General features: G+C 55.6%; 22 protein-coding genes. All 22 read left to right on the forward strand.

What is annotated here, in order from left to right; genetic code table 11:
- Positions 1-29: 29 nt before the first annotated feature.
- The 22 genes from C7446_RS16370 to C7446_RS12650 all read left to right on the forward strand — a co-directional run bounded on the left by C7446_RS16370 (position 30) and on the right by C7446_RS12650 (position 12701).
- Complete coding sequence (locus C7446_RS16370; protein WP_147408771.1) at positions 30-386, forward strand: hypothetical protein; 357 nt, start codon at positions 30-32, stop codon at positions 384-386.
- Positions 383-667 carry a LysR family transcriptional regulator gene (locus C7446_RS12560; RefSeq protein WP_170150085.1) on the forward strand — a complete coding sequence of 95 codons (285 nt, stop codon included), beginning with the start codon at positions 383-385 and terminating at the stop codon, positions 665-667. The genes C7446_RS16370 and C7446_RS12560 overlap by 4 nt, the downstream gene beginning before the upstream one ends.
- A complete protein-coding gene (locus tag C7446_RS12565; RefSeq protein WP_121173461.1) occupies positions 664-1080 on the forward strand; it encodes a recombination protein NinB in 417 nt (138 codons plus the stop codon). The genes C7446_RS12560 and C7446_RS12565 overlap by 4 nt, the downstream gene beginning before the upstream one ends.
- A 23-nt stretch (positions 1081-1103) precedes the next feature.
- On the forward strand, positions 1104-1421 hold the full coding sequence (locus C7446_RS16955) for a DUF968 domain-containing protein (protein WP_484140789.1): 318 nt from the start codon (positions 1104-1106) through the stop codon (positions 1419-1421).
- On the forward strand, positions 1418-1954 hold the full coding sequence (locus C7446_RS12570) for a sigma-70 family RNA polymerase sigma factor (protein ID WP_121173462.1): 537 nt from the start codon (positions 1418-1420) through the stop codon (positions 1952-1954). The genes C7446_RS16955 and C7446_RS12570 overlap by 4 nt, the downstream gene beginning before the upstream one ends.
- 288 nt (positions 1955-2242) lie before the next feature.
- Entirely contained in the window at positions 2243-2635 is a 393-nt protein-coding gene (locus tag C7446_RS12580) for a hypothetical protein (RefSeq protein ID WP_147408772.1), read from the forward strand.
- 178 nt (positions 2636-2813) lie between these two features.
- The gene (locus C7446_RS12585; protein WP_121173465.1) at positions 2814-3425 is read left to right on the forward strand and encodes a hypothetical protein; all 612 of its coding nucleotides are present in this window, start codon (positions 2814-2816) and stop codon (positions 3423-3425) included.
- A 124-nt stretch (positions 3426-3549) separates the two neighbouring features.
- Entirely contained in the window at positions 3550-4071 is a 522-nt protein-coding gene (locus C7446_RS12590; protein ID WP_121173466.1) for a glycoside hydrolase family 24 protein, read from the forward strand.
- A 39-nt stretch (positions 4072-4110) separates the two neighbouring features.
- Positions 4111-4443 (forward strand): phage holin family protein, encoded by a 333-nt coding sequence (locus tag C7446_RS12595; RefSeq protein ID WP_170150086.1) that lies wholly within the window; start codon positions 4111-4113, stop codon positions 4441-4443.
- Positions 4440-4841, forward strand: coding sequence for a hypothetical protein (locus tag C7446_RS12600; RefSeq protein WP_121173468.1), 402 nt, complete (start codon positions 4440-4442; stop codon positions 4839-4841). The genes C7446_RS12595 and C7446_RS12600 overlap by 4 nt, the downstream gene beginning before the upstream one ends.
- Positions 4838-5314 carry a 3TM-type holin gene (locus tag C7446_RS12605; RefSeq protein WP_121173469.1) on the forward strand — a complete coding sequence of 159 codons (477 nt, stop codon included), beginning with the start codon at positions 4838-4840 and terminating at the stop codon, positions 5312-5314. The genes C7446_RS12600 and C7446_RS12605 overlap by 4 nt, the downstream gene beginning before the upstream one ends.
- 9 nt (positions 5315-5323) lie before the next feature.
- Positions 5324-5524, forward strand: a complete 201-nt coding sequence (locus C7446_RS12610; RefSeq protein WP_121173470.1) for a hypothetical protein — start codon at positions 5324-5326, stop codon at positions 5522-5524.
- Between the two features lie 40 nt (positions 5525-5564).
- The gene (locus tag C7446_RS16500) at positions 5565-5738 is read left to right on the forward strand and encodes a hypothetical protein (RefSeq protein ID WP_170150087.1); all 174 of its coding nucleotides are present in this window, start codon (positions 5565-5567) and stop codon (positions 5736-5738) included.
- A 287-nt stretch (positions 5739-6025) separates the two neighbouring features.
- On the forward strand, positions 6026-6217 hold the full coding sequence (locus C7446_RS16375) for a hypothetical protein (RefSeq protein WP_147408773.1): 192 nt from the start codon (positions 6026-6028) through the stop codon (positions 6215-6217).
- Between the two features lie 16 nt (positions 6218-6233).
- Positions 6234-6677 carry a hypothetical protein gene (locus C7446_RS12615; RefSeq protein WP_121173471.1) on the forward strand — a complete coding sequence of 148 codons (444 nt, stop codon included), beginning with the start codon at positions 6234-6236 and terminating at the stop codon, positions 6675-6677.
- Positions 6649-7860: a PBSX family phage terminase large subunit gene (locus C7446_RS12620; protein ID WP_121173472.1), complete on the forward strand. Its 1212-nt coding sequence runs from the start codon at positions 6649-6651 to the stop codon at positions 7858-7860. The genes C7446_RS12615 and C7446_RS12620 overlap by 29 nt, the downstream gene beginning before the upstream one ends.
- Positions 7861-7869: 9 nt before the next feature.
- Entirely contained in the window at positions 7870-9126 is a 1257-nt protein-coding gene (locus tag C7446_RS12625) for a phage portal protein (protein WP_121173473.1), read from the forward strand.
- On the forward strand, positions 9126-9971 hold the full coding sequence (locus C7446_RS12630; RefSeq protein ID WP_121173474.1) for a phage head morphogenesis protein: 846 nt from the start codon (positions 9126-9128) through the stop codon (positions 9969-9971). Before C7446_RS12625 ends, C7446_RS12630 begins: the two co-directional genes overlap by 1 nt.
- Positions 9968-11038 carry a DUF2213 domain-containing protein gene (locus tag C7446_RS12635; RefSeq protein WP_121173475.1) on the forward strand — a complete coding sequence of 357 codons (1071 nt, stop codon included), beginning with the start codon at positions 9968-9970 and terminating at the stop codon, positions 11036-11038. The genes C7446_RS12630 and C7446_RS12635 overlap by 4 nt, the downstream gene beginning before the upstream one ends.
- The gene (locus C7446_RS12640) at positions 11035-11481 is read left to right on the forward strand and encodes a structural cement protein Gp24 (RefSeq protein WP_211327953.1); all 447 of its coding nucleotides are present in this window, start codon (positions 11035-11037) and stop codon (positions 11479-11481) included. Before C7446_RS12635 ends, C7446_RS12640 begins: the two co-directional genes overlap by 4 nt.
- A 15-nt stretch (positions 11482-11496) precedes the next feature.
- Positions 11497-12462 (forward strand): DUF2184 domain-containing protein, encoded by a 966-nt coding sequence (locus C7446_RS12645; protein ID WP_121173476.1) that lies wholly within the window; start codon positions 11497-11499, stop codon positions 12460-12462.
- A gap of 2 nt (positions 12463-12464) precedes the next feature.
- The gene (locus C7446_RS12650; RefSeq protein ID WP_121173477.1) at positions 12465-12701 is read left to right on the forward strand and encodes a hypothetical protein; all 237 of its coding nucleotides are present in this window, start codon (positions 12465-12467) and stop codon (positions 12699-12701) included.
- The last annotated feature ends 37 nt before the right edge of the window (positions 12702-12738 follow it).

The raw sequence follows: 12738 nt of genomic DNA on the forward strand, positions 1-12738 counted from the left end.
GTTACGGGCGAGAGTGGACTACCACGGAGATGGCATACATCAGAACCCATTATGGGTATATGCCGACACGCGAGATTGCCAAGAAAATCAACCGCACACCATGGCGTGTGAAAGCGGTAGCGAGCGAGATGGGGCTCAAGCACCCGCTGTGGAATTCCGGGCTGCGCATCGAGCGGTTCGAGCGGGAAACCGGCAAAAACGTCGATCAACATGCTATCGAATACCGTGACAGGCAACTGGCACGGCGTGATCTGGCAGGAGTAATGGGCGTATCTGTCGAGACGCTGAAGAAATTCGTGTCGGCAGAGATCTGGCAGTCATGGCCCAAGGCCACTCTGGCACACAAGCGGCGCTGCAAAGAGCGCAGCAGCGGGGTGGCAGCATGAACCTGACGATCCGTCATTATCGTTGTGTCGTGGCTCTTGCTGATACACGCAACTATCACCGTGCTGCTGAAATGCACGGGATCAGTCACACGAACATTTGCGCTGTTATCAAGCGCGTTTCAGAGATGACCGGGCTGGTGCTGTTCAGGCGAGATGGTAACAGGATGGAGGTGACCGACGAGGGCGCTATGTTCGTCGCTGCTGCGAGAGACATCGTCGAGTCACACGATGACATGCTGGCCCACTATGGGATTGGCAAAAAGCAAACGGTGGCGGCATGAGCAAAACAATCAGCCGCGTAATCGAGTCACCATCGCAAACAGCATCGGCCCTTCAGTGGGCCGATCAGATGATCTCCCGGGGGCTGGAAGGCGGCCCCGTTAAAGTGACGCTGGGGAGGCATGAAGACCAGCGCACGAACCAGATGAATCGCCTGATGTGGGCGTTGCTGACCGATCTGTCAGAGCAGGTGGTGTGGCATGGCATCAAGCTCAGCCCGGAAGAGTGGAAAGACCTGACAACAGCATCGCTCAAGCATCAAAAGGCGGTGCCCGGAATGGATGGCGGTTTTGTCATGGTCGGCGGTCGCACATCAAAGATGACCAAACGCGAGCACTCGGATCTGATCGAATGTTTATATGCGTTCGGCGGAGAACAGGGAGTGCAGTGGTCTGATCCGGCACTGAAGCAGTGAGCTGAATATCGCGAGGTTGCGCAATGAAGCCGCACCACAACGAAAATTATCTTAAGTGGGTTCGCAGCCTCCCTTGCATCATGTGTGGGGCGCCCGAGTCTGAACTTCGTCAAGCCGTCGGATTGGCTGGGGTATCTGGAAACGTTGGAGCTCAATATTCAATTCCTTACTGCAATAAATGTCATGAAAGAATAGCCGTTAATAATTCGGTGGATAAAGTCCAATACGACCATTACTACAAAATCACTGCCTCGGCAATTTGGGAGTTTGGCGCTGATAGCCATATAGGGCAGGTTTTGTCAGAAAGCAGGAGAAGAGTCAGATCTCTGGAGCCTTTATGAATAACATAGACATTATTGAATGGAAAAGCAGGATTGAGGGGATTGTTTATGGTATATGCCCGACATCCAAAAAAATGGGAATCCATGAGGACATGGTTCAGGACGGTTATATCGGTTTACTTGATGCGTGTAAAAAGTATGACGAATCTGGTGGTGCCAGCTTCAAGAATTACGCTTATATAAGAATTGCTGGAGAAATTAGAGATGGTATGAGAAGTAGGGATTGGAGTATAAGGAGAACAAAAGACAGCGAGAAAGTATTCTCAGAGATGAAAAATATAGAAGAAATTGAATATAACCCGTGTTATAGTTTTGATTATGAAATGTATTGCGATGCTGAAATTACAGTCAAAAAAATTGTAGAAAAATCAGGGTTAACCAGTGGCCAAAAAATATCTATCGACTCTTTTCTTGAAAATGACGGAGCTGTAAGGCTTGACGGGAAATCTTATTCCTCTTCATCTCAGTTATTAAAAGGAGCTTTTGATAAAATCAGGTCCAGCATTTTTAAGACAGGGGTTGCTAATGCTTGAGCAACGATCTCAGCCTGTCAGGGACAGGAAATGGCTGTCAGCCGTGCATCAAATCGAATCATGCGTTCTGTGCGGCTCATACGGCATACAAGCGGCGCACAGGGATGAAGGCAAGGCGATGGGCCGCAAACAGGACGACGCGCTCACAGCGGCTCTGTGCCCTGAATGTCACTACGAGCTGGGCAACGGCAAACATCTTAGTCGCGAGCAGCGCAGAGCGGAGATGGACCGGGCCATTGTGCTGACGCTGCAGCAGTTGGTGCGCCGTGGTCTTGTGGGAGGTAAATGATGAGAACACTACAGGTATTTGTTCCGGTTATGCCGAGATCGACCAATGCCACGTATGCGGGCACGCACTGGGGCAAGCGTCAGAAAGAAGCGCGTCAGGTGCATGATGCTGTTCTTAAAGCCATTGGTGAGGATCCGAGAGAGCTGACGCCATTCTTCAATCCGGTACATATCTCGATTACACCGTGCCTGGGGAAAGGCGTTCGGCGTAGAGACGTCAGCAACTACTCGCATGCATACAAGCTGATCGAAGACGGTCTGATTCACTCCGGCATGCTGACTGGCGATGAGTCTGACAAAGTGCTGTCGATGCAGATCAATGCACCCATTATTGACCGTGAGTCGGAAACGGGATTCATTGTTGTCGTGACAGAAGACAAGGCGGCGGCATGAAATGGCAAAAACTCAGTGATTATCATGCTGTAAGCGAGTGCGGTCGCTTTAAGTTGAGCTTTACGCATCATCATCAAACGTCGCTTTATACGCTCTGGCATGGCGGCGACTGTGTTAAAATATCGCACGATAAGCGCGAGATTGAGCGGGCGGCAAATCAGCGGGCGGAGGTGCAGTCATGATAGTCAATGATCCGATCGAGGCGGTGATGCGTGCTCTTGATTCTGGGGTGCGCACTCAATCCATGGCTGACCTCGAAGAGGCTGGATGCAAAGTCCAGACATCAGGCTCACGTGGTGCCGGCGCGTCGCACAATGAGCAGTATTCGCGTGTGTTTGGTCATATCCGAAGAATGGAAGATGAGCGCCCGGAACAAGCCGCGACACTGTATACGCTATGCGCACCGGAGGCAGAGGAGAGCAATCGCTGGATTGACCTGATGCATGCCCGTGTTGTCGAGTTGATGCAACAGATTATTACCAATTGGTCGAATCTGAGACAGAGAAAAACCGACCGAATTGAGTGGCTGGCATTTGCTGCAATCATTGAGCGCCGGGCGGATCTTGACGATGTGAAGCCGGACTGGGGCGCTGAACGAATCGCCTTTTATCTCGCAGAGTTTCATGGTGTGAACATCCCGGTCAATCAGTGGAAGCGGGACTGGGAGGCTTACTGGGTCGCTGCAAAATCGGCTTTGAAAGAGGCGGAATATCAGGCAACGGATCCGGTCTACAAGATCATAAAGGAAGAAAATCGAAAAAACCGGGAATTTTTTGATATTGCCGCTTGAAAAAATGTCGAGTAAATATTAGAGTTATTTCTAGAATGGCGCAGAAAACTGAGACATCGGCGCCAACAAGTTAAAACATCAAAGCCTCGGCAACCGCCGGGGCTTTTTGCGTTCGGGAGGGCGTATGGCTCGCATCAGCATTGATGAAGCGGGCAGCGTCAACCTGCTCGCATTCCTCGACATGCTCGCAGTGTCAGAGTTGGGTAAAGGGCTGACCAGCAGTTCTGATGCCGGTTACAACATTCTGGTGGGCGGAAGTACGTTTACCGGGTACACCGAGCACCCCGATCGTTTGATCAACCTGCCGAATCTGGGCATCAAGTCGTCCGCCGCCGGCCGCTACCAATTTCTTAAGAAAACGTGGGACTGGGCCCGGGACAGCGAGGGGCTTAGTTCGTTCGCGCCGAGGAATCAGGACAGAGCGGCACTATTTCTGATCGACTACCGTGGCGGGACCGAAGCTATTCGTTATGGCGACATCCGGCTGGCGCTGGAGAAATGCCGGAAAGAGTGGGCCAGTTTGCCGGGTGCCGGGTACGGTCAGAACGAGCACAGCGTCGATCATCTCATCAGCGCCTACCTCGAAGCGGGCGGGCATCTCAACGGCGAAACGAATGATTGGTATTCGAATGTCGTGAAGAAATAGCGTCTGCGGGGCGCCACCATGCTTGGACGAGATAATCCTATGCCACCCGAGCCGCACGACACCGAAACGTGGCAGCTTGTCGCGTGGTTGAACGGGAACTGGGCCTGGGTGACAGCGGGTATACTCTGCGTGTTCGTGGCCCTGCTGCGCGCCTATCTGGACAAGGCCCGGATCACAGGACAGGACGTGGCAGAGTCACTGATCTGCGGCATCATCGTTTCTGTATCAAAGCCGGTTCTGGCTCACGTCGGCGTGAGCGATAGCGCCGCCATGTTTGTCGGCGCCGTCACCGGTTTTCTGGGTGCGCGGATGCTGCGCCCGCTTCTTGAAAACGTGTTTAAGGCGTACACAGGCCGAGGAGGTCACAAATGATCGAGTCGGCCGACAGGGATCAACTTAATCAGGAAGTGCGACGGCTCAGGCGGGCCAACAAGGCTTACATGGTTATTGCGGCTGTCTGCCTCGGCATTGCGTCCGCGTCCTACCTTGTCGGCACAAAGCTGACCAATCGGGCATGGGAATCAAACGTCAGCCTGATGGCAGCCAACGCTCAGCTATTCGGCATGGTGCAGTATCAGTCTGAAGTGGCTGGCATCGAGAGCGGTAGCGCCAAGCACTGGAAACAGAAAGCCGAGCACGCGCAGGCGAAGTGGGGTGGCTGGAAAAGCCGGGCTCAGAAGCTCGAGCGCCGGGTATGCGAGCAGCAGAAGGTCATCAGCTCGTATCAGGGCGCGACTTGGCAATCGCAGATTCCGTGCGAGGGTGAATGATGGGCATTGTCAGCGATACGGTCGGAAAGGCGATCAGCGCGGTCGCGAGCCCGGTGCTCGACATCATCGACCAGACTGTCGAAGACAAGGATCAGCGCAACAAGCTGAAGCAGCGCATCCAGTCCGAGGTCATCGAGCAGCAGAACAAATCGTTGCAGGCTCGGGTCAGCGTCATTTTGGCAGAGGCCAATGGTTCATGGCTCCAGCGCAACTGGCGGCCGTTACTGATGCTGATCATTATGATCATTATTGCAAACAACTATGTTCTGGCGCCTTACATTGACGCGATGTTCGGATCAGCAGTCACTCTGGACCTGCCCGAAAGGCTCTGGGACATCATGGCGCTGGGCGTTGGCGGTTATGTGACCGGGCGCAGCGTAGAGAAGACGGCGACAAACTGGCAGAACGGCAAAGCGGCGAAAGAGAGCGCACGCTCCGGTATCTATCAGAATGTCAAATCGGACAAGGACTAGAGGATTGTCATGATCATCTATATCTACGCCGTGCTGGTCAGCTATGCACTGACCGGCCTTCTTCTGTCGTTCTCGGGCAAGGATCTGCGTGGTCGATCGCTGGGCTGGCAGGATCGCATGGGGTGGCAGAATCGGATCAAGTGGGCTGCAGCGTGGCCATGGGGCATCACCCGTCTGGGCATCTATAAAGCGCTGAAGGGCAATGGCTGAATAGAGCAGGGCATTCAGGCAGGATTTTTGAGGTATCGCCATGCACATTCTCGACGGATTCGAAGCGCCCTATCCCTGCTCGGCACTAACGGTCGATGATCGCGATGACAGCCTGGTAACAATCGGCGTGATGATCGACGGCTGGATGATGAGCCGGGGCGTGGATCTGTGCGAGGGCGATGCCTGGCTGTTCGACGAGGATGACGGTTACTGACGCATCCAGCGCGCAAGCGTAGGAGAGAGCAATGCAATACGATCTCAGCGTTTCTCACCTGATGGCCGCTGGCGTTGTGTGCCTGATCGTTTGGCTGCTGTGGAGATAGGCATCAGATAAGCGCCCTGCTGCTGGGAGTGCCCGGCGGAGCGCACAGGGCGCTTGTCGATGCTTACGATGCCGCCTGATCAGCGGAAGTGACACACCGATGCCTCTGCCCTGCACGCACACTTTCAGGTGTTCGCTAGACGGCCGGGAAAGACCGGCATCCAATTCAAGGAGATACCATGGGCGATGTAGTAGATATTCATAGCCGTCGCAATGATGGGGAGAGCCAGTTCGTTCTCTGCCCATGTCAACCTGATGGCGTATCGCCTCTGGTTGTGGCGATGGTTACTGACAAGCCGTTTATTGCTGCTCTTGTTTGCCCTGAGTGCGAATCAGAGATTGGCGTAGTAAACGGTTATCTCGAAACCTGACTAACGGAAACACAATATGACTAAGGCTGCCGATCAAGGGGCTGTCGAGCTGACGCCTCGGCAGTCTCGTCGTTCCGGGCGTCCAACAAAGTACACTGATCAGATGCCGGATCTGGTTTACGAGTCTCTGGCGAGCGGTGATAGCGTCACCCAGTTCGCCGTATCCATCGGTGTGCACCGCGATACAATCTATGCGTGGGCAGATAGCCACCCCGAGTTTTCCGACGCATTGACGCGTGGACAGGAGGCCAGTCAGGCGTTCTGGGAGGGTGAGCTTCGCCAGATGATGTACAGCAAGGAGGTAAACGCACCTCTGGTCAAACTGTACTTCGCGAATCGATTCAACTGGCACGACAAGTCGGAAGTCGATAATAAATCGACTGATGGCAGCATGACGCCAACCGTCATCGAGCGCAGAGTGGTTGACCCGAATGACGAAACTGCAGCTGCCGACTCCTAGGTGGTCTCTGCCGCTTCTCGAGCCAAGTCGATACAAAGGGGCAAAGGGCGGCAGGGGTTCTGGCAAATCCCATTTTTTCGCCGAAATGCTCGTAGAAGAGCACGTTGCCAACGCTGACCTGCAGTCGGTCTGCATTCGTGAAATCCAGAAATCTCTGAAGTTTTCGGCCAAAAAGCTTGTTGAATCCAAAATTCAGGACATGGGTGTCTCTCACCTTTTTGAGGTTACGCTTACTGAGATCCGCCGCAATGACGGGCAAGGCCTGATCATATTCCAGGGTATGCAGGATCACACGGCCGATTCGATCAAATCACTCGAGGGTTTCGATCGCGCATGGGTTGAAGAAGCGCAAAGCATCAGCTCGCGCAGCCTCGAGCTGCTGACACCGACGATCCGCAAAGACGGTTCGGAAATCTGGTTTAGCTGGAACCCGGATCAGCCGGACGATGCCGTCGAGCAGCTTTTCGCTGACAACCCGAGCGCCGTGTTGGTGCATGTCAATTATACCGACAACCCCTGGTGCCCAGATGTCCTGAGAGAGCAAGCTGAATGGCAGCGCAAGCGCGATTACGAAAAATTCGCGCATATTTGGCTTGGCGGTTTTAATACCAAATCTGATGCGCAGGTGTTTGCCGGTCGTTGGCGTGTAGATGAGTTCGAACCCGGCGATGACTGGGATGGCCCTTACCAAGGGTTGGACTTTGGTTTCAGCATGGATCCCACGGCACTGGTTCGATGCTGGATTCATGACGGCAAATTATGGATCGAGTACGACGCCGGTGACGTCGGTCTTGAGCTTGATGATACGCCTCGATTCATGATGGAGAGGATCCCGAAAGTAGAGCGTTATGTGACCCGTGCAGACTCCGCTCGTCCAGAGTCAATCAGCTACCTGGCTCGTCATGGCTTGCATCGCGTTGAAGCAGTCGATAAATGGTCAGGTTCAATAGAGGATGGTGTTGAGCACCTGAAAACATACGATGAGATCGTTATTCATGCTCGCTGCTTGGCAATGCAGGAAGAGGCGCGCCTCTATTCATACAAGGTTGATCGGCGTACAGGTGACATTCTACCGAAGCTGGAAGATGCTCATAATCACCGCTGGGATGCTGTCAGATACGCTCTGGCACCTTTGATTCAGAACGATGATTATCAATCGCATTTTGCAGCAATGGCAACATAAGGAGCGGATATGTCGGCATACAATCAGGACGGCTACCGCTCTGCACTACTGGGTGAGCGTCAGGGCGGTAGGCGTGGCGTGCCGAGCGACAATGCCGAGCAATACGCGCGGGGCGGTATCTATTCGCGCGTGATCGACATACCGGCCGATCTGGCGATGAGCCGCGGTATCAATGTTGCTGGTGATGATGACAATGTGATCGGCAGCGAGCTCGAGCGGCTTGATTTTATCAGCAACATGTCGGACGCGCTTCGCTGGGCTCGGCTCGACGGTGGGTCTGCAATCCTGCTGATGACTGATACCGGCACCCTGGCTGACCCGTTGCCGGAGTCATTCGGGCAGATCACCGAGCTGCGTGTGATCGAGATGACGCAGCTGTCGGTTGCCCCCGGCGGTTATTACGATGACCCCAGCTCGCCGAATTACAGCGAGCCGGAGATGTATCAGGTGACGCCTATCAATCGTGGTGGCGGCGCTCTGGTCTGGTCGTTCTATGTTCACGAATCCCGGCTGCTGCCGGTTTATGGCGATCCGATCCCTGCACGTCTTCGGTTCAGTGAACGCGTGCCCTGGGCGGGTCGCTCATCGGCAACCGGGCCGTACCGGGCCATCGAGCGCTATGAGCGCAGCCTGATGCTCACTCTCGAGGTACTCAAACGCAAACAGCAGGCCGTCCACAGGATGGAGGGTCTGTCGAAAATGATTCAGAACGGACAGGAAAAACTCGTCAGACAGCGTGTTGATCTTGTCGATGAGGTCCGCTCGCTGATGAACGGCGTTGCAGTCGATGCTCAGGATGACTATCAGGTATACGATCAGACGGTATCCGGTATTCGCGACCTGATTGCAGAGTACCAGGTCGCCGTCTCAGCAGAGTCGGGCATTCCTGTCACGTCACTGTTCGGTCGGTCGGCTGCCGGCATGAACAGTACCGGCGATAATGATCTCGAAGGGCTTTACGATCTGTGCGAGGGGATTCAGCGGACATCGGCAAACCCGGCATCCAATCGAATCATCAAGGCCATCACTGGGCAGCGTGGTATCAATGCGCCAAATGACTGGCAGATTGAATGGCCGCCGCTCTGGACGCCCACAGAGGATCAGCAGGCCGACACGCGACAGAAGAACGCACAGGCTGACAAGTCTGAGGCCGAGGCACGGGCCTCTGATGTCGAGCTGGGTGTCGTGTCCGAGTCGGAGATGCGGTCATATCTGATCAGTCAGGGCAAATACGGACTGGAGGCGCCAGCCGAGGATGGTGACTGATGCCCGAAGTCAACACGAAATGGGCCCATCCCGAGGCCATTGAGCAGGGTTACGAAAAGGACCTGAAGCGGTTTGCCCGTCGCTGTCAGCGGGCCTGCAATGAGCTGGTTATTCCCGAGATCGACAGCATCGTGAGCGAAGCACAGCGATTCCGGCCTGACGCACTGGATGACACCGAATCCAGCCAGTCTGGAACATGGATCGACAAGCTGAATTCGGCGCTCAGGAGCGCTCTGGGATCAGTTCTGGGTAATCGCTTTCTGAGCATATTCTCAGGTATGCGCGGGCCGTCATCGCCTGATGATGTCGATGTGAATGGCTATGGCGAGCAGGTCAGCCGCCACAACAACCGTCAGTTCAGGAAGATCATTCGCAAGGCATACGGTGAAGAAGTCAGCAAGTCCGAGCCATGGCTCGATGATCTGCTGAGGGCATGGGAAAGCGAAAATCTCAAGCTGATCCGGTCCATCCCCGAGCGATATATCGACGATCTGCAGGGCGTCATAGTTCGCGCCATCAACGAAGGTCAGACCAGTCGTCAGGTCCAGCGCACAATCAAGAGCACATATGATCAGCCTGTCAATCGGGCGGCTCTGATAGCTGATGATCAGATCGGGAAGCTGAACGCTCAGATAACCCGGCATCGTCAGGAGTCGGTTGGCATCAAGGAATACCGCTGGCGCGGCGTGCTCGATAATCGCGAGCGCCGGGTTCACGTCAACCGCGAGGGCGAGGTTTTCAAGTGGTCCAAACCGCCCTATGACGGCCATCCGGGTCAGCCAGTAAGATGCCGCTGCTGGGCTCAGCCAGTCATGCCGCCACGGGAGGAAGTCAATTTGTCATGAGCGTCAACAGATACGATCGGGTGGCTATCAGCGCCCGATACGACGAGAACGGCTATCTCGAAGACTCGCCCGTGCTAACCCGCACGGGCGTTTTCGTTTACAGGGATGGCAATGGCCAGGAGCGTCGAGAGCTCCGCCGGGCAGACGATGTCTTCAGTTCCGAATCGCTCGCCAGCTACCGCAACAAGCCGATTACCAAGGGTCATCCGGGCAAGGTCAATGCAGGCAATGTGCGGTCGCACCAGATTGGCACGGTAACGACCGAGGGGCGGCAGGACGGCGACAACGTGGTCAGCGATGTCGTTATTCACGACCCCAGGGTGATCAGGCAGGACGGTTGGAAAGAGCTATCTGTCGGCTACAGCGTTGATCTGATCGAAGAGCCCGGCGAGTACAACGGCGAGCGGTACGACGCCATCCAGACCAACATCCGCGTTAATCATCTCGCGGTTGTCTCCAGCGGCCGGGCAGGCAATTCCCGGCTCAATCTAGACGGCAGCGATGCCGCAACACTAACCGATGACGAGGATGATCCAGTCATGGAAAAGGTACGTCTCGACAGCGGCATCGAATACGACGCCGCACCCGAGGTTGCACAAGCCTACCGAAAGGCGCGCGAGGATGCACAGCAGGCCAGCGATGCAACCGAGAAAGAGAAAGCTCGGGCAGATGCTGCCGAGAAAGCCAAGAAAGAGGCTGAAGACAGCGCAGAAAAGCTCAAGCAGGACGCGGTGAAGGACGCGCGTGCTCGGTTGGAGCTGGAGGCTGCCGCCAAGGAGCACAAGGTCGAGGTGAAGGAAGATTCGACTGATCGAGCTCTCAAGGAGTCGGTTATCAAGTCGGTCAACGGCGACTCCGACCTCTCTCAGCGCGAAGACGCCTACATCGACGCGATGTTCGACATCGTGAAAGAGCAGTCCGAGAAGTCGCGCAATGATGCTGCTGAGCAGCGTCGTCAGGCCACGCCCACCCAAAGCCGTCAGGATGGCGCCGGGAGTAAGGCGTCTGCCCGCGATCGCATGATCTCGCGCATGAAAGGCGAAACTGTCGAAGGAGACAATCAATGATCTATGAGCAGGATGTCGCATTCGCCGGCATGAAGGCGGACGCCGGTTTTGATCGGGTCGAGTCGTTCCCCGCTGCTGGCGATGTTCCGTTTGGCGTCGTGATCGGCAAAAACACCGATGGCGCTGTTGTGCCTGGCGCCGGCGAACAGCTTGCCGGCGTGTCTCTGCACTCTCACAACTATCTGGGCAGGTACACGCAGTATGACGATGTATCGACCATGACGCGCGGTCTGGTCTGGATGGCTGTTGTCGATGGCGGATCTGTCACCAATGACGGCCCCGTGCAGTTCAATGGCTCCGGTCGCGTGGGAGATGCCGCCGGCACTGCGTATCCGAACGCAGCGTTTCGGAGTGAGGCAATCACTCGTACTGACGGCAACGTCATTGCCTGTGTCGAACTGCACAGCCCCATCGCACAACCCGCTTCCGGCACTTCCAGCTAAGAGGAAAAACAGAGAATGGCTGAACACATGAATTATGACGCCGCCGAGCTGGAAACGCTGGCATCGGCTGGTGATCGCATTGGACTGCTGCGTCAGGACGATGGTATCTACCTCGCCCGTCAGCTGGATTACGTCAAGGATCGCGTCTACGAGCAGCTGACGCCGAATCTGACCGGGCTCCAGCTCGTGCCGGTATCGACCGAGGTGCCCGAGACTGCTGAGTCTTACACGTATCGCACATTCAGCTATGTGGGTATGGCCAAGTTCATCTCGAACTATGCCGAAGATCTTCCCCGTGCTGACGTTCAGGGTGAGGAGCAGACGCTCAAGCTGAAATCGCTGGGCGACGCCTACGGTTATAGCTTTGACGAGCTGCGCACTGCCAATGCTCTCGGCACCAACCTGCCGGAGCGCAAGGGTCGTGCCGCCCGTCGCGCCATCGATCAGCTGATCAACCGTGTGGCGCTGGTCGGCGATTCGGCGCACGGCTTCTACGGCATCACCAATCACCCAAATATCGGCGAAACCGCCGTCAACGGTAACTGGACCGATTCCGCCACCACGGGGCAGGAGATCCTCGACGATCTGCTGTCGATGTACGATGCCGTGCTGATCCAGTCCTACGACAACCACATCCCGACGACATTCGCGATGGCCCCGACTCGGCGTTCTGCGCTGATGCGCAAAAACATCAACGAAGGGGGTAACTGGGAAAGCGTCATGGCGCGGTTTCAGTCGCTCTATCCGAACGTCTCGTTCATCGCATCGCGTGAGCTGGAGCCGAGCGAGAAAAACGGCAACCAGTCCACGGCGATCATGTACGAGCGCGATCAGGACAACATGAGCATCGAGATTCCGCGCCCGTTCGAGCAGCTGCCTGCCGAAAAACGAAACCTGGAGATGGTCATCGACTGCATCGCCAAGATCGGCGGCGTAGCTCTGTACCGTCCGCTCTCCATCACCAAAGCAGTCGGGGTCTGACCATGGCAAAATATCGCAATAACTCGCTGGGCGTTGTCTGTGCCGGGGGCACCATTGTAGCGCCCGGAAAGACCGGAGACGTGGATGACCACACGCCCGGCCTGAAGCGCCTGATCGACCGCAAGGTGCTGGAAAGGGTTGATGGTCGCAAGCAGTCAGGCAAGCAAGCCGGCAAAAATCAGAGCCGGTCCTCGCAGAGCGAAAGCGGCGAGAGCAGTGACTCCGGCAATTCGGAGTAAACCGGAGGGGCCGCAGGGCCCCTCAGTTATTCGAGGT

Source organism: Kushneria sinocarnis, assembly GCF_003633775.1.
GTDB lineage: Bacteria > Pseudomonadota > Gammaproteobacteria > Pseudomonadales > Halomonadaceae > Kushneria > Kushneria sinocarnis.